The 24,462-nt window shown below is 63.2% G+C and carries 19 protein-coding genes; 5 read left to right on the top strand and 14 right to left on the bottom strand.

The features are described from left to right. Positions 1–113: 113 nt before the first annotated feature. The 8 genes from CAF53_RS18025 to CAF53_RS17990 form a co-directional block, all read right to left on the bottom strand. Positions 114–1,241, bottom strand: a complete 1,128-nt coding sequence (locus CAF53_RS18025; protein WP_100239085.1) for a helix-turn-helix transcriptional regulator — start codon at positions 1,239–1,241, stop codon at positions 114–116. Next, the gene (locus CAF53_RS18020; protein WP_157801292.1) at positions 1,238–1,849 is read right to left on the bottom strand and encodes a TetR/AcrR family transcriptional regulator; all 612 of its coding nucleotides are present in this window, start codon (positions 1,847–1,849) and stop codon (positions 1,238–1,240) included. The genes CAF53_RS18025 and CAF53_RS18020 overlap by 4 nt, the downstream gene beginning before the upstream one ends. 41 nt (positions 1,850–1,890) lie before the next feature. Beyond that, positions 1,891–2,796 carry an SMP-30/gluconolactonase/LRE family protein gene (locus CAF53_RS18015; protein ID WP_100239083.1) on the bottom strand — a complete coding sequence of 302 codons (906 nt, stop codon included), beginning with the start codon at positions 2,794–2,796 and terminating at the stop codon, positions 1,891–1,893. Next, complete coding sequence (locus CAF53_RS18010) at positions 2,787–3,785, bottom strand: nitronate monooxygenase (RefSeq protein ID WP_100239082.1); 999 nt, start codon at positions 3,783–3,785, stop codon at positions 2,787–2,789. Before CAF53_RS18010 ends, CAF53_RS18015 begins: the two co-directional genes overlap by 10 nt. Before the next feature lie 154 nt (positions 3,786–3,939). Next, positions 3,940–4,944, bottom strand: coding sequence for a phytanoyl-CoA dioxygenase family protein (locus CAF53_RS18005; RefSeq protein ID WP_100239081.1), 1,005 nt, complete (start codon positions 4,942–4,944; stop codon positions 3,940–3,942). 88 nt (positions 4,945–5,032) lie between these two features. Then, entirely contained in the window at positions 5,033–7,357 is a 2,325-nt protein-coding gene (locus CAF53_RS18000) for a TonB-dependent receptor (protein WP_100239080.1), read from the bottom strand. Positions 7,358–7,434: 77 nt separating this feature from the next. After that, positions 7,435–7,866, bottom strand: a complete 432-nt coding sequence (locus CAF53_RS17995) for a carboxymuconolactone decarboxylase family protein (protein WP_100239079.1) — start codon at positions 7,864–7,866, stop codon at positions 7,435–7,437. After that, positions 7,863–8,720, bottom strand: a complete 858-nt coding sequence (locus CAF53_RS17990; protein WP_046763912.1) for an SDR family NAD(P)-dependent oxidoreductase — start codon at positions 8,718–8,720, stop codon at positions 7,863–7,865. Before CAF53_RS17990 ends, CAF53_RS17995 begins: the two co-directional genes overlap by 4 nt. Positions 8,721–8,939: 219 nt before the next feature. On the opposite strand from CAF53_RS17990, the gene CAF53_RS17985 reads away from it, so the two are divergent. Further along, a complete protein-coding gene (locus CAF53_RS17985) occupies positions 8,940–9,968 on the top strand; it encodes a helix-turn-helix domain-containing protein (RefSeq protein WP_100239078.1) in 1,029 nt (342 codons plus the stop codon). 76 nt (positions 9,969–10,044) lie between these two features. Here CAF53_RS17985 and CAF53_RS17980 read toward each other — a convergent pair whose 3' ends face one another. The 3 genes from CAF53_RS17980 to CAF53_RS17970 all read right to left on the bottom strand — a co-directional run bounded on the left by CAF53_RS17980 (position 10,045) and on the right by CAF53_RS17970 (position 15,470). Further along, the gene (locus CAF53_RS17980; protein WP_100239077.1) at positions 10,045–12,570 is read right to left on the bottom strand and encodes a TonB-dependent receptor; all 2,526 of its coding nucleotides are present in this window, start codon (positions 12,568–12,570) and stop codon (positions 10,045–10,047) included. A 601-nt stretch (positions 12,571–13,171) separates the two neighbouring features. Then, positions 13,172–14,446: a hypothetical protein gene (locus CAF53_RS17975; RefSeq protein WP_157801290.1), complete on the bottom strand. Its 1,275-nt coding sequence runs from the start codon at positions 14,444–14,446 to the stop codon at positions 13,172–13,174. 169 nt (positions 14,447–14,615) lie between these two features. Next, positions 14,616–15,470, bottom strand: coding sequence for a sterol desaturase family protein (locus CAF53_RS17970; protein ID WP_046763909.1), 855 nt, complete (start codon positions 15,468–15,470; stop codon positions 14,616–14,618). An 85-nt stretch (positions 15,471–15,555) separates the two neighbouring features. Here CAF53_RS17970 and CAF53_RS17965 point away from each other — a divergent pair, with 85 nt between their 5' ends. Further along, the gene (locus CAF53_RS17965; RefSeq protein WP_100239075.1) at positions 15,556–16,398 is read left to right on the top strand and encodes a LysR family transcriptional regulator; all 843 of its coding nucleotides are present in this window, start codon (positions 15,556–15,558) and stop codon (positions 16,396–16,398) included. Here the strand turns inward: CAF53_RS17965 and CAF53_RS17960 are convergent. Then, on the bottom strand, positions 16,395–17,294 hold the full coding sequence (locus CAF53_RS17960) for a LysR family transcriptional regulator (protein WP_242443510.1): 900 nt from the start codon (positions 17,292–17,294) through the stop codon (positions 16,395–16,397). The genes CAF53_RS17965 and CAF53_RS17960 overlap by 4 nt on opposite strands. A 104-nt stretch (positions 17,295–17,398) precedes the next feature. Between CAF53_RS17960 and CAF53_RS17955 the strand changes: the two genes are divergently transcribed. The 3 genes from CAF53_RS17955 to CAF53_RS17945 are packed head-to-tail and all read left to right on the top strand — an operon-like array spanning position 17,399 to position 22,547. Further along, positions 17,399–19,387: an NADH:flavin oxidoreductase gene (locus tag CAF53_RS17955; protein ID WP_100239073.1), complete on the top strand. Its 1,989-nt coding sequence runs from the start codon at positions 17,399–17,401 to the stop codon at positions 19,385–19,387. Continuing rightward, on the top strand, positions 19,381–20,352 hold the full coding sequence (locus CAF53_RS17950) for a TauD/TfdA family dioxygenase (RefSeq protein WP_100239072.1): 972 nt from the start codon (positions 19,381–19,383) through the stop codon (positions 20,350–20,352). Before CAF53_RS17955 ends, CAF53_RS17950 begins: the two co-directional genes overlap by 7 nt. A gap of 8 nt (positions 20,353–20,360) precedes the next feature. Continuing rightward, complete coding sequence (locus CAF53_RS17945) at positions 20,361–22,547, top strand: molybdopterin-dependent oxidoreductase (protein WP_100239071.1); 2,187 nt, start codon at positions 20,361–20,363, stop codon at positions 22,545–22,547. A gap of 55 nt (positions 22,548–22,602) precedes the next feature. Here CAF53_RS17945 and CAF53_RS17940 read toward each other — a convergent pair whose 3' ends face one another. Together CAF53_RS17940 and CAF53_RS17935 are read right to left on the bottom strand one after the other, a co-directional pair. Then, a complete protein-coding gene (locus CAF53_RS17940; protein WP_242443509.1) occupies positions 22,603–23,085 on the bottom strand; it encodes a VOC family protein in 483 nt (160 codons plus the stop codon). A gap of 9 nt (positions 23,086–23,094) precedes the next feature. Beyond that, entirely contained in the window at positions 23,095–24,360 is a 1,266-nt protein-coding gene (locus CAF53_RS17935; RefSeq protein WP_100239070.1) for an amidohydrolase family protein, read from the bottom strand. Positions 24,361–24,462: the final 102 nt, after the last annotated feature.

Raw genomic sequence — 24,462 nt, 5'->3', positions numbered from 1 at the left:
TGCCTCTCCTGTGTCTGCGCATCCATGACCTTGCTGCGCGATATGACGCCCCGCACCCCCCATTTGTGGGTTTTCCTCCGCTGCACCTATGTGGCGGCCCTGCCATGGGCGCGTCAGGCAAGCTGTGCGACGCTGAGCAGCAGCATACGGACCAGATCGACCTGCCGTTTCACGCCCAGCTTGGCATAGATGGCCTTGGAATAGCTGCGCACCGTATGTTCGGAAAGATGGAGATCCCCGGCCACCGCGGTCATCGTCCGACCGGCGGCGAGGCCGAGCGCGATGTCCGCTTCGACCGGGGTCAGGCCGAACATCGCGCCCAGACTTTGCCGCACGTCGCTCCCCGCCCCGCTCGCCTCCCGCTCTCGACGCAGATAAAGCACAAGGTCGGGCCGGGCGGCGCCATATCCCTCCTGCGCGCCGAAAGGCACCAGCAGCATCTCGATACGTTCCCCGGCCAAATCGACGAGCAGCGCGCGGCTGTGACCGCTTGCCAGGACCAGGGCGATCGCATCGGACAGGCGACGCTGTCCGGCGGCATCGCCTACCCGCAAATAGCCGTCCTGGCTGATGGTGACGCCGCCGTTCCGCGTCAGCAGCGAAGCAGCGAGTGGGCCGACGCCCACTATCTTGCCGCTTGCGGTCAGGGCGACAGCCGCCATGTCGAACCGCGTGGAAACATGCCGCGCGATTGCGGCCTGCACCCGCTGCCGGTCGATCAGCACGAAGCTGCGAAGCGCCACGGCGACATGCGGCAGAAGGGACCGGAACAGGGCGACGTCCTCATCCTGAAAATCCGCCCGCCCCGCGTCGCGGCACCAGCTCAGCCAGGCCGTCTCCCCCTCCTCTTCGACGATGCGGGCGCTCAGCATATGGCCGATCCCCGCCGGCGCGAGAAAGCCCTGATAATAGGGATGGTCGCTCGCCCGCCCCGTACGCAGCAATTCGGGCAGGCGATAGACGCGGCCCGGCTCCATCGCGAAATAATGGACCGGATCGACCATCGCGAACTGACTGCGATAACGCTGTTTCATCGCGGGAGTGACGGTGCCGCCAGCGGAAAATTCGGCGTCCACGGACCGGCTCGGCCCCCGGCGGAAAATAAGGTTCGCGTAAGACAATCCGACGAGATCGCAACATAGGCGCAGGAATCGCGTCCAGGGCTGACGATCGGCCACCGCCGCACCAAGCGTCAGCGCCAGCCGTTCCCGCCTGTCCATCGGAGCGCGATCCTGCGTCACATTCCTTTCATTCCCTGAAGAACCATGTGGACGATGGCGACGGTGTCCATGGGCATATCCTCCATACCGACCAGCAAGCGGTGCATCGGTGCGAGAACGGCGAGATCGTAAAGGAGGCGGGCAGCCATATCCGGATCACGCACACCGCAGTTGCGAAGCGGCTGGCGCAGCATGGCCTGGACCTGCATCAACCCGTTGCGGTTCGCATCCGATGCAAGGGCCGGCAGGTTCGTCGCCTGTGCCACGAGCAGCCGATACATGGCAAGCGCATCCTCGTCCGTGGCCATGGCGTGGAGGGCACCCACCATCCGCGTCAGTAACGCCTCATCGCTCACCGCGTCGCGGCTGACGCGCTCGATCAGGAAGAAGCGGCGGGCGATGAACTGCTGAAGCACCGCTTCCAGCACGGCCCGCTTGTCCGGAAAGCTGGCATATAGCGTGCGTTTCGACATGCGCGCCAACGCCGCGATGGCGTCCATCGACGTACCGGAGAAACCTTCCCGTCGGAACAGATGCGCCGCGGCATCGAGGATGCGCGAGCGTGCGTCACTGACTTCCAGTTGCAGGGGCTCGACGGGCCGGTCCATCGCATGATCGTCGGCTGTCATGGCATCCGCGCTAGACCAGGGACGAAAATTTGTCGAGTGGCTCATGCCGCGAAGGCCAGCGGCAGGCCCGGCCGGGGCCACCGGCCCCGCAGCAACCGGCCTGTCCCCGCCGCCGTGATCCAGACGTCCCGGCCATCCTCGCCGCCAAATGCGATATTCGTGACCATCGCGTCGTCGATCGGCATATGATCGCATGCGCCGGTCAGCGGATCGACGATGGTGATCCCGCCACGCACGATGGAACCGATGCAGATCCGGCCATCTGCCTCCACCGCGAGGCTGTCGAACATGATATGTCCAGCGCCCGTCGCGACGACATCCCCCGGCGAACCGCCATAATCGCGCAGCCGGCCGGGGCCGACGATTTCCGCACGCCAGAGCCGGCTGCTCAGCGTATCGGCCCAATAGAGCCAGCGACCGTCGGGGGACAGGCCGATGCCATTGGGCGAGAGCAGGCCCGACCGGACCTGGTGGATGGCGCTACCGTTCGGAAGGGCATAATAGAGGCCTCCATAGGTCTTGCCCTCCTTTGTGCTCGTGCCATGGTCCGTGAACCAGAATCCTCCCGCCACGTCGAAGACGATATCGTTTGGCGCCAGCAGCGGCTGGCCATCGGCCTGGGTGTAGAGGCTGGTCGCCACGCCGCTTGCCAGATCGACGCGCTGGATCGAACCGCCGACGTGCCGGTCAGGCGCATAGGCGATGGATAAGTGACCGTCGCGGAGCGCACAGTCGAAACCGCCGCCATTGTTGCACACATAGACAGCGCCGTCGGGGCCGATCGCCGCCCCGTTGGGACCGCCGCCCAGATCGGCGACCAGCCCGATCCTGCCGTCTGGCCATACACGGCTGAGGCGTCCGGCGCCCACTTCGACCACCAGAGCCGATCCGTCGGACAGCGCCACAGGCCCCTCCGGGATCAGAAGGCCGTTAGCCACTACATCCATGCGCACAGCTCCCGCATCCGGTCCGTCGCCGCCACGGCATCGTCCAGCAGCTCATCGAAAATCGCCGCGACGGGCATTGTCTCGCCTGCGAATATCGCTGACTGCCCCCAATCATAAGTGCCCTTCTCGATATTCCCGCTCCGATAACCCGCATAGGTGTGAGCGCCGGAAATAAGGTCGCTATAGGCCTCATATTCGGTAATGCCTTCCGCCTCCAATGCCAGCACGGCACGCGCGCCGGGATTGTCAAGCACCCGGTGATGATCGCGCAGAAGCGTCTTTATGATCACGCTTTCCGTCCCGTCGGCGGCGGCGAGCCGGGCCTTATGATCGGGATGGATCCACAGTTCCTCGGCAACCAGCATACGGGTGCCCATCAATATGGCATCCGCGCCCATGGCGAGCGCCGCGGCCAATTGCCGGCCCGTGCCGATGCCGCCCGCAATGACGACAGGTATGTCGATCGCCTGCGGTGCATGCGCCGCCTGCACCATGCTGCCGATCAGCTTCGTACCCGGATGACCGCCGCATTCATAGCCGACGACGATCACGGCATCCACGCCCATGCGCTGCGCCGTCAGGGCATAGCGGACACCCGGCGCCTTGTGGATGATCCGGATACCCGCGTCGCGTAGCGGCTGGATCAAATCCTCGGGATTGGCGCCGGCGGTTTCGACGCAGTTCACGCCATGCTCTGCAAGCAACGGGATGAGCGCGAGCAACGCCTCCACCGATCCGGGACGACGCGACACGTAGAAATTGACACCGAAGGGTTTCCCGCCGGTGAGTTTCCGGCAGAGGCGGAGCTGATCGACAAAAGCATCCCGGGACTCATGCCCCGCCGCGACGATGAAGCCCATGCCCCCGGCATTGACGACGGCCGCGACATAGCGTGCGTCCGATACGCGCGGCCCCATGCCCCCGCAGAGAATAGGATGGCGGATGCCCAGTAAATCCGTGATCCGGGTCTGGAATATCGCTTCTCGCATGGCTGTCGTCCTGCCCTACCCCATCATCCTGTCAGGTAGAGGAGATCGCTTCCATTCCGGCAATGGCTTTCACGCGAACCGCAGCGATGCATCACAAGTCCGTACGCCGGACGATATTTGCGGCATTGTCGCAAACCGTGTCTTGACTGGCGCTTCAGTGCTGCGGACGAATGAACATGGCAGTGCCATGGTCGGATGCGACATAGACGGGGTCGCCGATCTTCACCATTTGCGGAATTTCCTCCAGCGCCAGTGGCATGCCGGTAAGCCGTCCACGCGTGATCCGGCAGAAACTGTCCTCGTCGATGCGGAAGGTGCGCTGTTCCCCTTCTTTCGTTTCCACGGTGATGGCGCAGGCATCGAGCGCGGCAACGGTGCCGACGGTCGGGATATTGCCCGACTTCGGCATGCCCCGAATATCCATCGACAGGCGGAAATAGCGGTCCGACCGGTTGGCGAGCCCGCTATGGGGCGTTTCCAGGCTGAATACCAGCAGGTCGCCGGGCTGGTAGAGGGCGCGGCACCATGCCTCGGCCGGGATCACATCGTCGCCTATGCCCTGCGGCGGCCGGGGGAAATCATCCATCCGGGGGCGGTGCAGCCCTTCCGCCACGGCCAAACCGCCGGTCTCCTCATCGATCGGCGCGAGCGGCATCCAGCAGATTTTCAGCGGCAGCCCCTTGTTGTTGGGACCATCGCAATGGACGAAGTTGAAACGCGAATTCGGCCGACCCGTCCCCGGCGGCAGCGCGTGATATTCGGTGTTGGGAACCCAGAAGACCTCTTCACCGAACAGTTGCTCGAAAAAGGCACGGATCGCGGGCTCCGCGACGAACTGATCCCGCGGATAGCGCGCCAGCAGCGGATCGGTGGCCGGCGTGCCGTCGTTGCGGATCGGGAAATTGTCGAGGGGCGCGCCATTATACACGGCTGCATCGTCCCGCCCCGGATCGATCACATTCAGGTCGCGCAACACATCCAGATAGACCGCCCGCAGCCGCCCGACGGCTTCCTTGTCCAGCACGTCGCGGAAGAACCAGTAGCCATCGCGCTCCCATGCCGCATCCAGCGCCGCACGATCGCCCAGCAGATGATTGGCGGTCCTCAATTCCCGCATCGGCGGCGTATCCGGAGAGTTGGAAGTCATCATGTCGGCCATGTCCGGTCTTCCCCTGGACGTCAGTGGAGCCAGGCCGCTCCGCGTCCGTCCCGCGAAACGGGAAGGACGCGGGGCAGCCACCCCAATTTCAGAAATGATAGCGCAGTGTCACGCCATAAGTTCTGGGCAAGCCGGGCGTGTGGCTGGTGTAACCCAGGCTGTCGAGGTTGATGAGCAGGAAATCATACTTCTTCTTGGTGAGATTATTGACATAGAGCGCCAGGTCGAAGCCCGATCCCATGACCCGGTTCCAGCTCGCGTCCAGATTCACCAGATTATAGCCCTTGGCATCCGTATATCCGGGCACAACCGTATCGTTCCCGACATAATCATCGGTATGATAATAGCTGATGCCGACCGATGCATCACCCTGAGCACTGTCCAGCGGCGCAATCAGCCGTGCGCCAAGCGTGTAGACATTGCGCGGGGCACGGGCGAAGGGATCGTTGCTGTGATCGCTGCCGTCGGGATAGATGAACTTGGTGAACTTCGCATTGGTATAGGCATAGTTGGCCGACAGTTCCAGCATCGACACCGGACGGAACAATATATCCGCCTCGATACCCCAGATACGCGCCTTGCCCGCATTGGTCGTGACAGTCGTCGGAGGCACGGCCAGAGGATCGGTCAGGAGCCGCTGGATGTCGTTATATTTGGCGTAATAGGCGGCCAGATTGGTGCGCAGGAACATGTCCCCCATGCGCCAGTCGGCCTTCACGCCCAATTCGACATCGTCCACCGTTTCCGGCCTGAAGGTCCGGCGCAGACCGGCCTCGGTCGAGGCACGCGCGCCAAAGCCGCCGGTGCGATAACCATGCCGGTGCGCAAGGTAGATCAGCTTGTCCTGCGCGATCTTATATTCCAGGCTGAGATTGTAGGTGACCTCGGAGAAGCTGTCGCCGACGTTCAGTTCGCACTGCGAAAGCGGCACCGCGGTCTCCGGCGTCGCGGGATTATTGTCGAGGTCGCGGGTGAAACGGCATGCGGTGGCCGTCCGGTTGCGGATCGTCGCCTCGCGCTTGTCGCGGTTGTAGCGAACGCCGGCTGTCAGGCTGAGGCTGTCGTTGAAGCGATAGGTTCCTTGCGCGAACACGGCGTAGCTGCGGTTGCGGCCGGCCACATCGGTATTGCTGAAGGCGGCGGTGGGATAGCCGAAAATATCTTCAGGTTCGATCAGCCCCGGATCGACGCTGCCAACCGTGGAAAGACCCTGGTTGCGGCCTCTTTCCCAGAAATAATAGAGGCCGGTGATCCAGTTGAAATTCTCTGTTTCGCCCAGCAATTGCAGCTCTTCCGAAAACTGCGCTGTCCAGTCTATCCGCTGTTGCGGATGCAGGCTGTTCATGGTCCCGTCCATATCATCGAAGATATTGTCCTTGATGTGACGGTAGCCGACGATGTTCTTGACGGTCAGCATGTCGTTGACCGGAATCGTCGTGGTATTGGCGATATCGTGCGTCTCCACCTTGGTGAAGATATTCGAGCCATTGGCGATGCGATAAGGACCACGCGCCTGCTGCTCGGCCAGCAGTTGCTCAAGCGGACGATAGCCGCGTGCCGCGCGGACGGCGGCGCCGTTCAGCGATCCGGTGGGGCGAACCTTGTAGATGAAGCTCGCTGTGCCGCCATCGTCTTCGTGGAAATAATTATAGACGGTCAGCGATTCCACGCCGCTGTCATTCTTCATCAGGACGGAGGCGCGCACGCCCTCCTGCGCGGTGTCGTTGACATTGCGTCCCAATATCTCGTCATAGACGAAGCCGTCGTCGCGCTGACGCTGACCGGCGACACGTACCAGGATGTTGGGCGACAGCGGTACGTTCAGCATGCCTTCCATGATGAAGGTGTCCAGATTGCCATAAGTGACGCCGACACGGCCTTCGAAATCGTCGGTCGGCCGGTTGGGACGGATGATGATCGCGCCGCCGGTCGTGTTGCGGCCGAACAGCGTGCCCTGCGGCCCGCGAAGCACTTCCACCGACCCGATGTCGAACAACGCTCCGTTGACCCCCTGCGTACGGGCCAGCACGATGTCGCCCATATAGGTGGAAACGGATTGGTCCGCGAGCAGGGTGAGTTCCTGCTGGCTGAGACCACGGATCGCGAAATTGGGCAGCGACCGGCTGCCGCCCTGGCCGGGAACCGACACAAGGCTGGGCACCACGCGGCTGAGGCCCGCCACGTTCGAGATATTGGCACGCTGCAACGTGGCGCCCGACACGGCGCTGACCGAAAGCGGTACGTCCTGCAACCGTTCTTCGCGGCGCCGTGCCGTCACGACGATGTCATCGCTGCCGAAGGCGGCCTGCGCATGCTGGGGCTCCTGTTCGGGCGCCCCCTGCGCCGATGCAAGCGCCGGAACCGCCGAAAGCAGGCACGCGCAGGACGACATCCAGAAACTCGAAATTTTCATGACAACCTCCCCTGAAACATTGACGTTCGCTTTTGTTGTAAAATCGTGGCCCGGCGCGCCGCCGGATCGCTGCCTCGTCACAGCAAACCGCGTTCCTCCGACGTCGGCAGATCCTCGGGCGATACATGGGCTTCGCGCATGGCCGTGATCACCGCGGTCTGGGCAGAGGCGATGCAGGGGAAACCGACATAGGGCGTCAGTTGCACCAGCAACCCCTCCAGCTCCTCCACCGTCAGGCCATTGGCCAGACCGATCTTCACATGGTTTTTCAGCTCCAGCGACTGGCGCGACGCGATCAGCGCGGAAATGACGGCAATGCTCTTTTCCTTGCGGCTGATGCCGTCATGCCGCCATGCGTCGTGAAAGGCCCAGCCCGCCGCCATGCGGGTAATGTCGGACCCGAACCGGCTCGATGTCGCCGCTTCGTTGAAGGCGCCGCCAAAGCGTTCGCCCATCACGCCGGTGATGAAGGCGACGCCCGATTCCTGTTTTTCATCCAGTCTGCTCATTGCTTTTGTCCTTCCATTCCTTGCTCGACCGCCGCCAGTTCCGCTTCGGCCAGGAAGTGCGCGGGAATGGGGCCGATCTGGGTCACGCCACCATCCACTGGCAGCAAAACCCCGGTGATGAAGCGCGCATCGTCGCTGGCCAGGAAGGCGACCGCGCGGGCGATGTCCCAGGCGTCGCCCTCTATGCCCAACGGCCCGATGGCGCGGCGCAAGGTGCGCAGGCCTTCGGGCAGCACATGCATGGCATGCGGCGTCATGATATGGCCCGGCGCGACCGTGTTGACACGAATGCCGTCGCGGCCATGGAGGACCGCGATTTCGGCCGCGAGCTGCGCCATCGCCGCCTTTGACGGGCCATAGGCTATGGAGCCGTGCGCGCGCATTCCGGCGATCGAGGAGATGTTGACGATCGATCCCCCGCCCGCCGCCTTCATCGCCGGCACGGCATGGCGGATCATCAGCATGGCGCTTTTGACGTTCACGTCGATGACGCGCGTCCAGCCGCTCTCGTCCGCCGCGTCCAACGCCACGGGATCGGAAATGCCGACATTGTTGACCAATATGTCCAGCCGTCCGGTGCGCTCGACCGCCTGCTCGACGAAATGGCGGCAATCGGCGTTGGCGGTGACATCGCCAGCCAGCGTGAAGGCCTGCCCGCCGGCGGCGACGATGCGGCGGCGCGTTTCCTCAGCGCTGTCCCCGTCACGGTCGACCAGCGCGACATGCGCGCCCTCGCCCGCCAGCAGCATCGCGATGGCGCGGCCGGTGCCGACGCCGTCGCCCTGCGTGCCCGCGCCCGTGACGATGGCCGAACGCCCCTTGAGACGAGGGTAGAATATAGTGGGTTGCGGCATGAATCAGGCCCGACCCCGGCCCGGCCGATCATCCTGCGAAAGACATGAAAATGCCGTCTCCGGCGCGCCTGTTGCGCGCCCGGTCGTTTGCCCGATCATGCTAAACTCTCCCTATGGCCACCTGTGCGGCCTCTTTTCTGTCCATGCATCATGCGACTCTCCTCGCCCTGGCGTCAGGTGTGATTTTGACATCGTGACGGGGGTAAATTATCATCCCTTATGGCCCGCGATGTTGCAGTGATCGGATTTGACGGCGCATGTCTCGCCAGCATCGGCTTGTTCCTGGATCTGTTCGGCCAGATGCGCCTGCGCGTGGCCCATCAGTTCCGCACAAGAGACGATATCGGCATGCACACGCGCGCCAAATTGTTGGGACCAAGTCCAAGGCCGATTCAAGTCCTGGGCGGGTGGAAGCTGCAAGTGGAAGATGGGCTGGCGGCAACACCCCATATCTATATCCATGTGCCCGACTTCTATTGTCCGGAGGAAACGACGCCGGACTATATTGCCAAACTCCATTCCGTGATCGACTGGCTCCGCAGTCAATATGCGGGCGGCGCACATCTATCTGCGACGGGACGGGGCATAGAATTGCTGGCTGAGGCCGGACTGCTGGGAAACGGCCCCGTGCCGGTGGCGAGAGGCGCAGCCGCCGAATTCCGCAGGCGTTATCCGCATATCCGTGTCAACACCACGGACCCCATCGCCGAAGTCGATCGCATCATGATGGCGCGCGGCATGACGCACGAAATGAGCCTGCTCACCCGCCTGATCGGAAGGCTGTTGTCACCGACCATGGCCGGGACGCTCGCGGATGCCATGGGCATGGAACTGGACCGCCCCGGACTGTCGGACGACCCGCTGGTGGCCGCTGCGCAGATGTGGCTCTCCGAACGAGCATCGCGTGGGCTGCACATCGCCGCACTGGCGGAGCATCTTGCGGTCAGCCCGCAGACCCTTATCCGGCGGTTCCGCGCGCAACTCGACATGACGCCCCGGGACTATCTGCGGCTGATCCGCATGCATAGCGCTCAATCCCAGCTACGCGATACCAGCCGGCCTGTTTCGCAGATCGCGACGCTGATCGGCTATAATGACCTCAAATCCTTCCAGCAGGCCTTCCGCCAACATACCGGCATGAGCGCGAGCCACTATCGCGCCCTCGTCCGGAACGGTGACGATCCGCATTCTTCCTCACCCGGCCCGGCGAACCCGTCCGATCTCGGAATGCCGCTGATATTATGTTGACCGGCTGCCGACACGCGCCGGCCTTGTACGCAGACGGATTTGGGGAACGACAATCCTTGCCGTTCCCCTCCGACCTTCAGAACTGGACGCGGAATTCGCCACCCATCGTCCGCGGCGGCTGCAAATATGTCGCCGCCTGCGGATAGGGCTGTGCCGCGCTGAGCGCATTGCCGGCCGGGAATAGCTGGCCCAGATCGACATGGTTGAGCAGGTTCTTGACCCAGAAGGCCAGTTCCCCCTTGACCCCGTTGCCGAGCGGAATCTCGGAAATGCCCGTGCGCATGTTGATGCGATTGGTGAACACTCCCGGATTGTAGCGCGGCGATGGCGAGGCCGCGGTGCCGGCGGCATTGACCACCGTCAACAGCTTGTAGGGCGCGCAGCAGGTCATTTTCGAGCTGCGCGTCCAGTCGAAATGGATGTTGAAGACGCCGGGATCGAGCGGCTGGCTGAAGTCCACGGAGACCGAACCTGCATGCTTGGCCGCACCCACACCCAGCAGCTGGAGGAAAGATGCACCGGGATGGGCCGCTATATCCGCTGGGGATACGAGCAGGGCGCCGGCGCAATTGCCTGCCGGAGCTGCCGCGCATGGACCGGACGACAGGATGCTTGTCCCGTTCGGCTTGAAGGTGGTCAGCGTCCGTGGATCGATACCGATCAGCCGCTTGTTGCTGTCGACATAGGTATAATTGCCCGCGATGCTCAATCCCGGCACGATCCGGGCGCTCAGTTCCACTTCCAGACCCTTGGCCTTGTAGGGAACGGAGACGTTGAACGTATCCGAAATGCTGGGGTTCGTTGCCGGGCTGGTCTGGATCGATTGTTGCTGGTCATCCACCTTATATTTGAACGCTGCGACGTTGAAGGTGACGCGCCGGTCGAACCATTGCGACTTGATACCGATTTCCCAAGACTTCAGGACTTCTGTATCATAAGCGGTGAAGACCTGCGAACGGACGTTGGCGCCGCCATCCCGGAAGCCGGAGGCATAGCGGACATAGGTGTTCAAATCCTCCGTCAACTTGACCTTGGCCGTAAAGGCGGGGTCCACTCGCTTTTCCTTCGCCTCATTGCGGAGTTGGACTGGCAGGATCACCCCGTTGAAGATGTCGCGCCGGGCGGTTTTCGTATCGTCACTGTAGCGAAGCCCGGCAGTCAGTTCCAGCCGCTCATCCAGCACGGGCGGCGTCCAGCTCGCCTGACCATAGGCCGCATAGGCGTTCGTCTTCGAAAATTGCCGGATGAAGCCGCCATTGGGCGCGAACGGACTATAATATGGCGCGCGGCTGGGGCCGGCGCCGGGCGTGCAGGGTGCCCCCGCTATGCCTGCCGGACAATTGGTGGAAAAGCCGGAGTCGCGTTCGTCGCGCACATCTTCATAGAAATAGATGCCGCCGACCGTGATGTTGAAGCTGGAGGTCGTGTAGATCGCCTGCAGTTCCTGACTGAAGACCTTCGAATCCAGATAATTGCTCGCCCAGGCCTGGACAGGCGAAGTCCCGAGCGACGTGACGGCGCCACCATAATTGATGGATCGCCGCAATCCGGTGATGGACTTCAGCGTGAGGGCGTCGCTGGCGCCATAGGTCAGGTTCAGCACATGCCCGTGATTCTTGGTGATGAAATAGAGCGACGGAATGGCGAAGGGTGCGCGGTCGGGATATTTGTCCAGATCGAGCGGTAATTGTTGATATCGCCCCCCGTCGGTGGTGAATATCGTGGCAGGACCGGTCGGTGGCACAGTGATACCACCATTGGGGTTTTCGATCGTGCCGGTATTGGGCGACACAAGGATTTGAGGAAAGGCCTGGTCGTCCTTCGCCCAGACATCGTCATAGGCATAGAAGATATTGAGATCGCCGAAATCCCTTTCGACCGCGATACGGCCCCCATAAGTCTTCAGCTGACGAAAATCCTTGTCATAATCCCCGGTCTTCCAATGAAATGACGAATATGGACTGGAAACAGGGGTTATATTTTCAAGAAGAGCGCTTTTCACATTCTGGAAATACCCGCCTCGCTTGCGGTACATACCCGAAAGCTGTATTTTGAATCCAGCGATTTCAGGAAGATCAAGGCGCCCCTTGAGTTCATAGGCATCGAAATTGCCAATGCCGGCGCGGAAATCCCCTCCCAGCACGCCGCTTGGGCGGCGTGACACGACCTGCACCACGCCCGCTTCCGCGTTGCGGCCGAACAATTGGCCCTGCGGCCCGCGCAGCACCTCGATGCGTTCGGGCGTGATCAGGTCGAGCGCCCCGCCCTGGGCGCGTGGAATGTTGATCCCATCGATATAGAAGGCGACCGCATTATCCTGCGTACCCTGCGATGCATCCGACGTGCCGTAGCCGCGCATCTGGAGCGCCACCCCCGTTTCCGTGCCGTTGAGCGGATAGGATGTCAGGCCCGCGATCTTGCCCGGGCCGAGATCGTTCAGATTTTCGATGCCGCGGCTACGCAGCGTATCGCCGCTCAGTGCCGTGACGGCGAGCGGCACTTCCTGAAGCCGTTGTTCGCGCCGGGTAGCCGTGACGACGATGTCCGCGTCCCCCGCCGCCGGTCGCCCAGCATCGTCCTGCGCGCAGGCCAAGGACGGCATGGATAAGGCCGATAGAGCCACGCTGGCGAAAAATATCCGCTTTTTCACTGATCTCTCTCCCTATGATTTTATTTTATGCGTGAACGAAGCAAACCTGCCGTCCCCATGAGCGAATAGATGGTTCATGGGAAAGGCTGACGGCTGAAGACGGACGAAGCCTTGCACGGATGCATAAAATGTCCGCGTAGGACGCCGACGACCTTCCATGCGGAACACATCTGTGCAAATGGCCAGGCGTCGTGCAAGTCGCATCGTCCCCTCCGCTTCGGACATGACATCTGCCGTTCTCGCCGGTCTCGATGTTCGGTGGCTTAAGCCCCCGGTCCGCGGTCTGGCACTCCTGCACCAGATCCAATATCAAGCTAATCTTCACGCATATTGCATGCAAGGGCGCGGGCATTGATCGTATATGTGATCTTTCCCGCCGCATCTGTCATCGTCGGTGATGCGGATTTCCCGATCGCGGGTCATGCCGGTCATTGCGAGCGGTGAGAGACGCGACGAGAGGATGCGTTCTGTCAGCAGGCCGCCTCCCCGGCAGAGAATGCCGGGCTGGATCTGCGCTGGGGAGGCTGGTACGCGGGCGCCGGGAATTGACTGTTCAATCCACCGCGAAGCGGCGATCATATTCGGCCTGGCGGCGTGCGATCTGCGCGCGACGCTGTTCAGGCGTTATCCTTGCAATACCGGGCGGCAAAGCACCCCCTAGTTCCGCGAACGCCACCTTGCGGCTTTCGATCGTCGGCGGCCCCGCATCCGGGTCAGGGAATCCCTGCCAGCGATGCAGGATCAACACATCATGCAGGCCGCATGGATCGAGCCAGTTATGCACGCCGGGGTCCGCTATGGACAGGACATAGGTGAAGCGGCCATCCGCGTCCGGCGCCATCTGCGCATTGGTCAGGCTGATCTGGTTGTCGCGATTGGGCAGGCTGCGCAGCCACAGGTCGTGCAACACGATATCGCGATAGGTCGCGCCCGCCGCGTTGGCGGTGATGATCACCGCCTCGTCCTCCCGCAGCGTGAAATGACCCAGACTGCCCTGCTGGGTAACCAGTCCACCCACCGATCCGGCCCCTTCCGGCATGGTCATCATTTGCGGGCCGTTGAAGAAGAGGCGTTGGGCATAATAGGCGTAGAAGACGTCGGACAGGATGTTGCGAATGGCAGTGGCGGCCAGTTCATCGTCCGTCAGCGGCGTGCGCGACGGCGGATCCAACCGGCGTACGCGCAGCGCGTCGGGCTGCTGTCGTCCCCAGTCGCCCATGGAATCGCGGATGAAGAGATAGAGCGTCCCTTGCGGTATCTGAAGATGGTTCCGCCGCCCCTCCGACGGCATGTCGTCCAGCGTCAGCGTATAGCGGCCATCGCCCCCTATTTCCATGTCGAGTTGTTCAAGCGAGGCCAGCGTTGCCGAGGTGGTGCTGTTACCGACCAATTGGAACGTCACGTAAGTCGACGGCTCGACCTGCCGCTGCCCCGTCACTTCATAGCGCCCACCTGCCGCGACAGGAATGATGCGATAGGCGTTGTTGGGATTGTCTCCCCCCCATTTGGCGCCGGGGACCTTGTGTCCGAACCATCGGGTGCCCTCGCTATATACCCGCAGGACACGCGGATGATTGGCATCCGTGTTGGCCGCGACGAGCGTGCATTTGAAGCAATAGTCGGACACATGATCATCGAACAGCGCCATCTGATCGGCGGGCATGAGTCTGTCGGCCACCCGCCGCCACATGATTTCGGCGCGGGCGCGCGCAGCCTTGACATCCGGCCGCTCGAACAGCCGCATTGCCAACCTTTCGAGATCGCGCTGATCGACATTCGCGACCGGATTGGTGGCCGACAGGAAATAATCGCCGGTTTCGAGTGGCATCGCATCCTCTCCCATGCAGGCCGGGGCGTCATCTGCTCCAGACCTATCAATCTTAGAACGATCGTTCTGAATATCTATGATATTCGGCTATTTACAGGAGATATGATGCACTCAGTAAATTAGTTTCGTCAAGCTTGCCGACTTTGTGACTCCCAAAACAGGTCGGCTTCTATGCCACCGCCTTCTCCTCCGCATCGGCCGGATGCGCTTTCCCGCCCTCCTGTACCGAGGCGGGGATGCGCACCAGCGGATAGAATATCTCCTCCGCCCAATGCGGCTGCGCGCCCGGCACGCCGTAGCGCCAGGGGCGCCCCTCCGGAATGTGCAGCGTCCCGAACATCCAGTCGAGAAAGGCGAAAGTCACGGCATAGTTGCGATAGGAGGCTCCATCCTTGCCATAACCATGATGGCTATGATGCATGCCGGGGCTGATCAGCAGATGTTCGATCCCGCGAAAGGCGCGCCCCAGGCGCGGGTGGCGCCTGATGGCGTCGTCCCAGCGGAAATGACTGTGGGTGATGAGGTTCCAGCAGAAGATGGTGAGCACCACCAGCCCCGCCGCCATCCCCTGCCCCAGATAGACGGCGAAGCCGGTGATCCAGGCGGTCGGCACGACGAAGGACCAGAAGAGATTGATGCGCTGTGTCACCAGCACGTTCATGTACCGGCCCGCATGATGGGTCCGGTGTATCTTCCAGAGCCAGCGCAGCGCCGGACGGCGCTGCCCTTCATGCGCCCATCTATGCCCCCAGTAGAAGGCGAACTCCACCAGCAGGAACAGCCCGATATAGGAGGGCAATAGCGGAAGATGGGCCAGCGCGCCCTTCCCCTGCGGCAGCAGCAGCGCCGCCGCGCCCGCGATCAGCAATCCCGCCAATGCACGCGTGACCAATGGATTGAGCAGGGCACACAAGCCGATCACCAATATGTCGTCGCGGCGATAGATACCGCGATGTCGGCCCATCAGGATTTCCGTCAGCAGGATGACCGCCGTGACGGCGAGCACCGGACCATAATAGGACATTGTTCCTCTCCTCTTTCGGCCATTTTAGGCTGGCGCTGGAAAAGCATCCAATTCATTGATAGTGTGATTTCGATGAGTATGATGCATGGACATCCGTAAACTTCGCCATATCGTCACCTTGGGGCAGGAACGGCACTTTGGCCTCGCCGCGGACCGGCTTGGCCTGACGCAATCGGCTTTGACGCGCAGCATCCAGGCAACCGAGGCGGAACTGGGCCTGCGCCTGTTCGATCGCGGGCGCGACGGCGTATATCCCACGCGTGCCGGCGAAGCACTGTTGGTCGACGCGGTGCCGCTGCTCCGGCAGATGGAGATGCTCGAACGCAATATGGCCCTGCTCTCCGATCGGGGAGCGGGGGAAGTGCGCTGCGGCTTCGGCCCGCTCGCCGCCGCGCTGGCGCTGGAAGTCATGCTGTCCCATGCGGCGCGGGATCATGCCGCGCTGCGGGTGCGGACGACATTGGGCCATGCAGGCGAATTGTTGACACGGCTGCGGGAGGGCGAGCTGGATTTCGCGGTGCTGGCGCATGTCTTGGTCGAAGACCAGCCCGACCTCAGCTTCCGGCGCCTCGGCCAGACCCGGCTCGGCGCGCTGGTGCGCCGCGATCATCCCCTCGCCGGCCGAACGGTGAGCGAAGAGGACATCACCGCCTTTCCCATCATCGGCGGGACTGGCGGCGGCCCAGCCTATCAACCCACCATCAGTTGCGACAATTTCGAGATTGCAGGATCGGTCACGCTCGCCAGCGACGCCATCTGGATCACGGCCGAAGCCCTGGCGGACGATCGATACGCGCTGGTGCACGGCCTGCCTGTCGCGCAACCGCTGGAACTGGTGGTCGCTTCGCTCGCCCGGCGCACCTTATCGATCCAGGCGCTGCTGCTCATCGACCTGATCGTCGCGGCCCTGCGACGACGGCACGCTTAGGAAGGACACGCCCAGTCGACCCGGCTTTGCAGGAAATCCGCCACGGCGCGGACGGCCTGACGCTTGGTCCGGTCCTGCGGAATGAAAAGCTGAACATCCACGCTCTCCCGGTTCCACTCCGCCAGCACTGGTTGCAAACGACCCGACGCCAGTTCGGGCGCGACCAGCATCTCCAGCGTCTGCGCTATGCCCACTCCGGCGACGGCGGCCGCCGCGATGGCATCACCATGATTGAAGGTAGCGACACTGGCGGGACGCAATGATCGCCGCTCCTTCCCCCGTACGAAGCGCCATTGGCCGACCGGCCGGTCGACCGTCGCATAAAGCACGCAGTCATGATCGTGCAGATCGTCAGGCGTAGCCGGCTCGCCCCGCCGGGCCAGATAATCGGGCGACGCGACCTGCACGAACCGGGTCCGGCCCAGATTGATGACGTCCCCCCTCCTTTCCGCCGGGACGCCCACGCGAATCAGCATGTCGAACCCCTCAGGCCGGAACATCATGCTCCGGTCCCCGACGCTGAGGTCCAGCATGATGCGGGGATGCACAGCCCGCAGTTGCGGCAGCGCCGGCACGACGAAACGCAATCCAATCGCGCCCGGCGCGTCCAGCGCGACGCGGCCGGAAGGCCCCATGTCGCTCATCCGCATCCGGCCCTCGGCCTGCTCCACCGCTTCCAATATGGCCCGCGCTTCTTCCAGAAACACATGCCCCTGGGGCGTCAGGGCGAAGCGCCGGGTCGTCCGGTGGATCAACCGCGTCCCCAGCCGATCTTCCAGCCTGGCCAGATGGGTCGAAACCATGGTGGGCGAAAGTGCCAGCCGCTCGGCGGCGCGGTTGAAGCTGCCCGAATCCACGATCGCCACGAAAACTTCAAAGCCCGTCAGCCGATCCATTACTATCTCATATCACCGTATAATGCATATCAAATTGTGATGATTATCCGGCCAAAGCGCAATGCTAGAAAGGCGCAAGTTCCAAAAACAAGCTGAGAGGATGCATGGCCTATCCGCGCCTGTTCGAGCCGTTCCGAATCGGCAATCTGACGCTCAAGAACCGTGTCGCCATGGCGCCGATGGAGACCCATCTGGGCGAACCCGACGGCGGCGTGAACGATGCGATCATCGCCTATTATCGCGAACGCGCGCGCGGCGGCGCGGGCCTTATCATCACAGAATTCACCTGCGTCGACGCGGAAACCGGCTTCAGTTCCAATGTCCCGCAACTGCGCCTGGACAATGACCGGTTCAAGGCCGGACATGCGCGGCTGGTCGCCGCCATCCACGCCGCCGGAGCGAAGGCGGTCATCCAGATTTCCCACGCCGGCCGACAGACCAAGGAAAGCGTGATCGGCCGCCAGCCGGTCTCCTCCAGCCCGATCCCGCTGAACAGCATCTACATGAACGCCGTGCCCCGCCCGCTGGAGGATGCGGAGATACGCCATATCATCGCCCGCTACGCCAACACGGCGCGGCTCGCCATGCTGGCGGGCTATGACGGAGTGATGCTGCACGGCGCGCACGGCTATCTGATCCAGCAGTTCCTGTCCCCGCTGATGAACCATCGCACCGATGAATGGGGCGGCGATTTCGAACGGCGGCTGCGCTTCCCCACCGAAGTCATCAAGGCTGTCAAAGCCCAGATAGGGGACAAGCCGCTCCTGTACCGCATGTCCGTGGTCGACGGGGTCGAGGGCGGCATCACCATAGAGGATAGCGAGACGATCGCGCCTCGACTGTGTCAGGCAGGCGTGGACGCGATCGACATCAGTTGGGGCTTTCTGGAAAGCGCGCACCTCATCCTGGAGCCGATGTCCGTGGAGGAGGGCGATCGCCTCCCCTATGCCCGCCGCATCCGGGCAGCGACCGGCAAGCCCGTCATCACCGCGGGCGTGATGCGCTGGCCCGACAAATGCGAACAGGCGGTGATCGACGGCGACACCGACATCGTGTCGCTGGGCCGGGCGCTGCTGGCCGACCCGATGTGGCCGATCAAGGCGCAGCGCGGCATGGCCGACGACATCCGCCCCTGCACCTCCTGCAACTGGTGCATCCGCGAACTGGCGCAGAGCCGGTCGGTCGCCTGCGCGGAAAACCCCCGATGCGGCAAGGAGACGGAAGCGGAACTGGACCGCTTCGCCGATGGCCGCAAGGCCGTCGTGGTCGGCGCGGGACCGGGGGGCATGGCTGCGGCGCTGCTGCTCGACCAGGTGGGCTTTGCCGTCACCCTCTATGAGAGGCGGGAGCGTCTGGGCGGCAATCTCATCACCTCGGCGGTGCCTCCGGGAAAAGACAAGCTGTTCTGGTATCATAAATTCCTGCTGGGCCGGATCGAGCGCAGCAAGGTGGCGGTCCGCACCGGCACACAGGCGACGCGCCACGCCATCGAAGCCGACCGGCCCGATGTCGTCATCCTCGCCAATGGATCGCGCCTGGCGCCGCTGGACCTTGCCGAATGGGGCAATCTGCCGACCGCGCCTGCCTATGAGGTGCTGATGGGAGAAACGGATGTTCCGCCCTCCACCCCCGAACGGCCGATCGTCATCTATGGCGGCGGCGAAACCGGGACGGAGACGGCGGAGTTTCTGGCCCAAAGCGGCCATCATGTGCTGCTGGTCACGCGATCCGACGCCAAATTCCTCGCCCGCAATGCCGAGGTGCTCTATCGTATCGCGCTGTTGCAGCGGCTCCACGCCAATCCCGCCATCCGCATCCTCGATCACGCGAAGCTGCACGCCGTCGATGGCGAGCATGTTGCGCTTTCCCGCGATGGAACGCTGATGGAGCAACCGGCCGCGGCCCTGCTGCTGGCCCATGGCCTGGTTCCCGACAATGAATTGCCGGACGCGCTCGCCGGTCTCGACATCCCCATGATCCGCATCGGTGACGCCGCGCAGGTCGCGCGGATCGGCGAAGCGGTGCGCGACGCCTATCGCGCGGTGCAGGATCTGCGCCGCCTCATCCTGCAACCGGAGCCGATCGCATGCTGAACCAAGCCCCCATCATCGAACGCCGCCCGCTCGACGCGCCCTTCGGACTGGAAATCGTCGGCGCGGACCTGACCCGCGACATCGACGACGCCACGCGGAAGTCGATCCACGATGCCTGGATCGACGCCGGCATCCTGCTCTTTCGCGACCTGCGCAACGACGACCTGGCGCAGATGCGGCTCAGCACCATCTTCGGGGAAATGGAGCCCGCCGCCACCGCCGATCTCAACGACCCCGTCAATCAGTTCATGATGACGCTGGCCTATGATCCGCAGGACCCCTCGGGCCGTCCCAACCCCTTTTATCGCGTGGACGGCATCGACCGCGCAGGCTGGCTGGGCTGGCATTGGGATCAAAGCTTCATGCCCACCATCGTGCGCGGCGCCGTGCTGCGCATGACGGAACCGGCCCGCGCCATGGGGGAAACCGGCTTCATCGACGCGATCCAGGCCTATGACCGCCTATCGCCGGACATGAAGGCGCGGATCGAGGGGCTGGAGGTCGTCTATGAATTCAACCCCGATTTCTGCTCCGGCCAGTTCGGCTTCCCCAAGGATATTGAGCGCCTCGACTTTGGCGCGACGGTCAAGCCGGGGTCGCACTATAATTTCCCGCCGGTCGTCCATCCGCTGGTGATCACGCAACGGGAAACGGGCCGCAAGGTGCTGAAACTCTCGCCCATGCATGCTCGCTACGTGCTGGATATGGACAAAGCGGAAAGCGACGCGCTGCTGACCGAACTGGCGACGCATCTGGGCGATCCGGCCCATGCCTATTTCCACCAATGGCGGGAAAACGACATGGTCGTCTGGGACAATTGGCGGATCGTGCATTCCGCCAATGGCGTGCCGCTCGATTGCAAGCGCACCGCCCGCCGCACGACGATCGCGGGTGACTACAAAGTCGGCCGCTATCTCGACCGGGCTCTCGACCGGGACCGGCAGGTCAAGCGGCTGGTGGACTGAAAAGGCGCATGAACGCCCAGGTCCATCCCAGCATCTGCCGCCTGTGCACGGCCTATTGCCCGATACAGGTGACGGTCGAAAACGGCCGTGCGACCAAGGTCACCGGCAATCCGCGCGCGCCGCTCTATGGCGGCTATAGCTGCCCGAAGGGTCGCGCCCTGCCCGAACAGCATTATGGCGAACAACGGCTGCTCCACAGCCTGAAACGTGGACCGGACGGCTTCGGCACGATCCCGTCCGAACGCGCCATGGATGAGGTTGCCGACAGGCTGAGGGCGATCATCGCGGAACATGGGGCCCGCTCGGTCGCCTTATATGTCGGCATGGGGCTGGTTCCTTTCGTCGCCTCCACCGCCATCGCGGCAGGCTGGCTGAACGGCATCGGATCATCGATGTTCTTCACCGCAGGATCGATCGACAAGCCCGGCATCCTGATCGCGCTGGCCCATCATGGCATGTGGCAGGCGGGCCAGCCGCATTTCGACACGGCGGACGCCTGGCTGCTGGTCGGCATCAATCCGGTGATCAGCAAATCTCCCGGCTTTCCGGGGCAAAATCCCGGCCGCGTGCTCAAGGACATGGAAAAAGCGCGGGCGAAGCTGATCGTCATCGATCCCCGCGTCACGGAGACGGCGAAGCGCGCCCATATCCATATGCAGGCACGGCCGGGCGAGGATGCCGCCATCCTGGCCGGGATGATCCGCATCATCTTGTCCGAAGGGCTCGATGACAGCGACTTCGTTGCAGCGAATACGCAGGGCGTGGCGGCGCTGAGAGATGCGGTGGAACCTTTCACGACCGAATATGTCGCCCGACGGGCGGATATTGCGGAAGACGACCTGCTGGCGGCGGCGCGCATCTTCGCCGGCGCGGGCAATGCGGGAGTGAGTTGCGGCACCGGTCCCAGCTTCGCCACCCATTCGACGCTGACCGAATATCTGGCCCTCTGCCTCGCCAGCATTTGCGGCCATTGGGCGCGGGCCGGCGAACTGCTCGCCAAACCCAACGTGCTGCTGCCCGGCTATGAGGCGCGCGCCCAGCCTTGGCCGCCCTTCCAGGCATGGGGCTTCGAACCGCGCCTGCGCGTCCGGGGGCTGGGCGGCTGCGCCAGCGGCCTGTCGGCGGCCGCGCTGGCTGACGAGATATTGCTGCCCGGCGCTGGACAAGTGAAGGCGCTGATCGTGGCTGGGGGCAATCCGATGATGGCTTGGCCGGACCAGAAGCGCGCCTTTGCCGCACTGAAAACGCTCGATCTGCTCGTTACCATGGATACGGAGATGACCGCCACGGCCGAGCTTTCCGATTATGTTATCGCGCCCCGGCTGACGCTGGAAACGCCGATGACGACCTATATGCCCGAAAGCGTCAAATATTACGGCACGACCCGCGGCTTCCCCAGCCCCTATGCCGCCTACACGCCGGCACTGGTGGAACCGCCCACCGGCAGCGACGTGATGGAGGATTGGGAATTCTTCTGGGGACTGGCGCAGCGCATGGGATCGCGGATCGACGCCACCATCCGCTATGGCAACGGTCCGCAGGCGGAGGCTCCGCCAATGACCTTCACGCTCGATCCCGCCGGGCGGAAACCGACGACCGACGAATTGATCGAACTGTCATGCAAGGGCTCGCGCATTCCGCTGGATCGAGTGAAGCAATATCCCGACGGCCATATCTTCGAAAGCGACCAACGCGTGCTGCCCCGCGCCGCGGGAAATGACGACCGCCTCGAACTCGCCGCCCCGCCGATGCTGGAGGAACTGGCGCAGCTATGGGCCGAGGATAATCGCGCCATCGAGGCGGATTACCCTTTCCGGCTGCTGCCCCGACGCACCAACACTATCCTCAACAGCTTCGGCCGGCGGATCGGCAGGCTGGCCGGGAACGGCGTGAACCCGGCCCATATGCATCCCGACGATCTTGCGAGCCTGGCCATTGCAGAGGGCGATTGCGTGACGATCCGTTCCCTGCACGGCGAAATCCAGGCCATCGTCGCGGCGGAGACCGCTTTGCGACGGGGCACCATCTCCATGGCCCATGGCTTCGGCGCCAATCCCGGATCGGACGACCCGCTCCATCTGGGCGCGAACACTGGACGCCTGATTTCGGTGGAGGATGGCTATGACCCCGTGACCGGCCTGCCCCGCATGGGCAGCATAGCGGTGCAGATCCTGCCGGCGAACGCCATCTCCTGATCCCGACTGCCCGCTATCATCGCCAAGCTCGCCGTGCGGCGAGGCATGGATGACATCAGGTGCGCGGGACCGCGTCGAAGATCGCCGCACCCGCCGCCGTCCGCCACATATATTCCAGATAATGGCCGATCTGCTCCCGTTGATCGACATACAGATAATGCATCATGTCCCCGAAAACGCCACGCACGGGGACAGGCGAACCCGACCGTTCGACCGCGGCCACGGTGGCATGCCATTGCGCCTCGTCCGTGATGAGCATTCCGGCATGATGGAAGCTCAGGCTGCCACTGCTTCCCCCAATCCCCTGCCGGTAGACAGAATCCGCGCCGCCGGTCGGCTGGATGATCTCTATTTGCAGATCGCCCAGAAAGCAGAGCGCGAAATGAGCCGTCGCGACCCCCTGCCCCGTCTGGATCGCCATGTCGCGATTGACCTGAAAGGACGCGATGCCAAAGGTCGCCATCGCCTGCCGCATAGCCGCGTCGATATCATCGGTCACATAGGCCATCTGGAAAAGGGTGAAGGGCGGCATGTTCATGTCTCGATTTCAGGCCGCGCCCACAGACTGCGCGCGGACCGGCTCCGGCACCTTGTGCAGGCTACCGCCCTTCATGATGACGCGCAGCTTCGCCGCATCGGCCACGACCGAGCCATCCTGCATCGGATCGCCGTCGCACAGCAGCAGGTCGGCCGGAGCGCCTTCCACCAAAAGCCCTGCCCCCTTTCCCATGGCGAGGCCGCCATGCCATGTCGCCGCGCGCAACGCTTCCACCGGCGTCAGGCCGATATAGTTGACCAGATGCGCGACATCCTGGGCATTGAGCCCGTTGGGCATGAAGGGCAGGCCATAATCGCCGCCGATCAGCATGCGCACGCCGCGTTTGCGCAGCGCCTTGTGGGTGGCGATATTGGCATCCATCCCCTCGCGCACCTTCATTCCGGCCAGCATGTCGTCCGGCATGCCGCTATAGTGGACCAGCCCATGATAATAGCCGATGCCGGGCGTCACGAATATGCGGTCCTTCGCCGCTTCCAGCATGTCCAGCGCTTCCTCGTCGCAGAAGTCGGCATGGTGGATGATGGTAACGCCGCAGCGCACCGCCCGCTTCACGGATTCCGCCGACCGCGCATGAGCAGCGACAAGAAGCCCCAGCTCGTTCGCCGTGGCGCAGGCCATCGCCACCTCATCCTCCGCCATGGTCGTTACCCGGCCGCCCGGGCGCGGGAAGAAATCGTCGCCCGAGATGTTGAGCTTCACGACATCCACGCCCTCACGATAACAGAGGCGGATCGCCTTGCGGATTTCGTCCGGCCCATCGCACACCAGCGCGGCGGCGAGCCGTTGCTGATGCAATTGCCCGGTATCGTTGAGACCGCCCGTCGCGGTCAGGGTGGGCGTGGAGGCCATGAGGCGAGGTCCGGGAATCAGCCCGGCATCGATCTCGTTCCTTATCACGATTTCGGACCGTATCCTGGGCGATCCGGCTCCTATGACGCCCGTGAAGCCGGCATCGATCAGCCGCTTCGCATTGTGCATCGTGATAAGGACCGTCTCCTCGGGAGGCGTGTCCTCTATATGATAGGCGTAGGTGACGATGGGAAAGCTGAGATGGCCGTGCGCCTCCACCATGCCGGGGATGATGGTACACCCGCCGGCATCGATTTTCAGCGCTTCCCCGGCCGCGTCCAGGCCACCGGGCGCGATCTGGCGGATGACGCCGTCCTCCACCAGAAGATCGGCATCGATCGCCGATTCAGCACGTCCGTCCCAAAGCTTGCCACCGTGGAAAAGCGTGCGTTCGCCCGTCGCCATATGCCATTCCCTTCTCGCCTCGTGCCGTAACCGGTGCTTCGCGCGGTCTCACGGCGAAGCTTATACCAAGTCGCTGAGATGCTGACGCATCACGACTTGGAA

Source organism: Sphingobium sp. LB126 (assembly GCF_002795205.1).
GTDB lineage: Bacteria > Pseudomonadota > Alphaproteobacteria > Sphingomonadales > Sphingomonadaceae > Sphingobium > Sphingobium chungbukense.
Note: the sequence above shows the minus strand (reverse complement) of the source record. Positions and strands in the feature narration are given on the sequence as shown.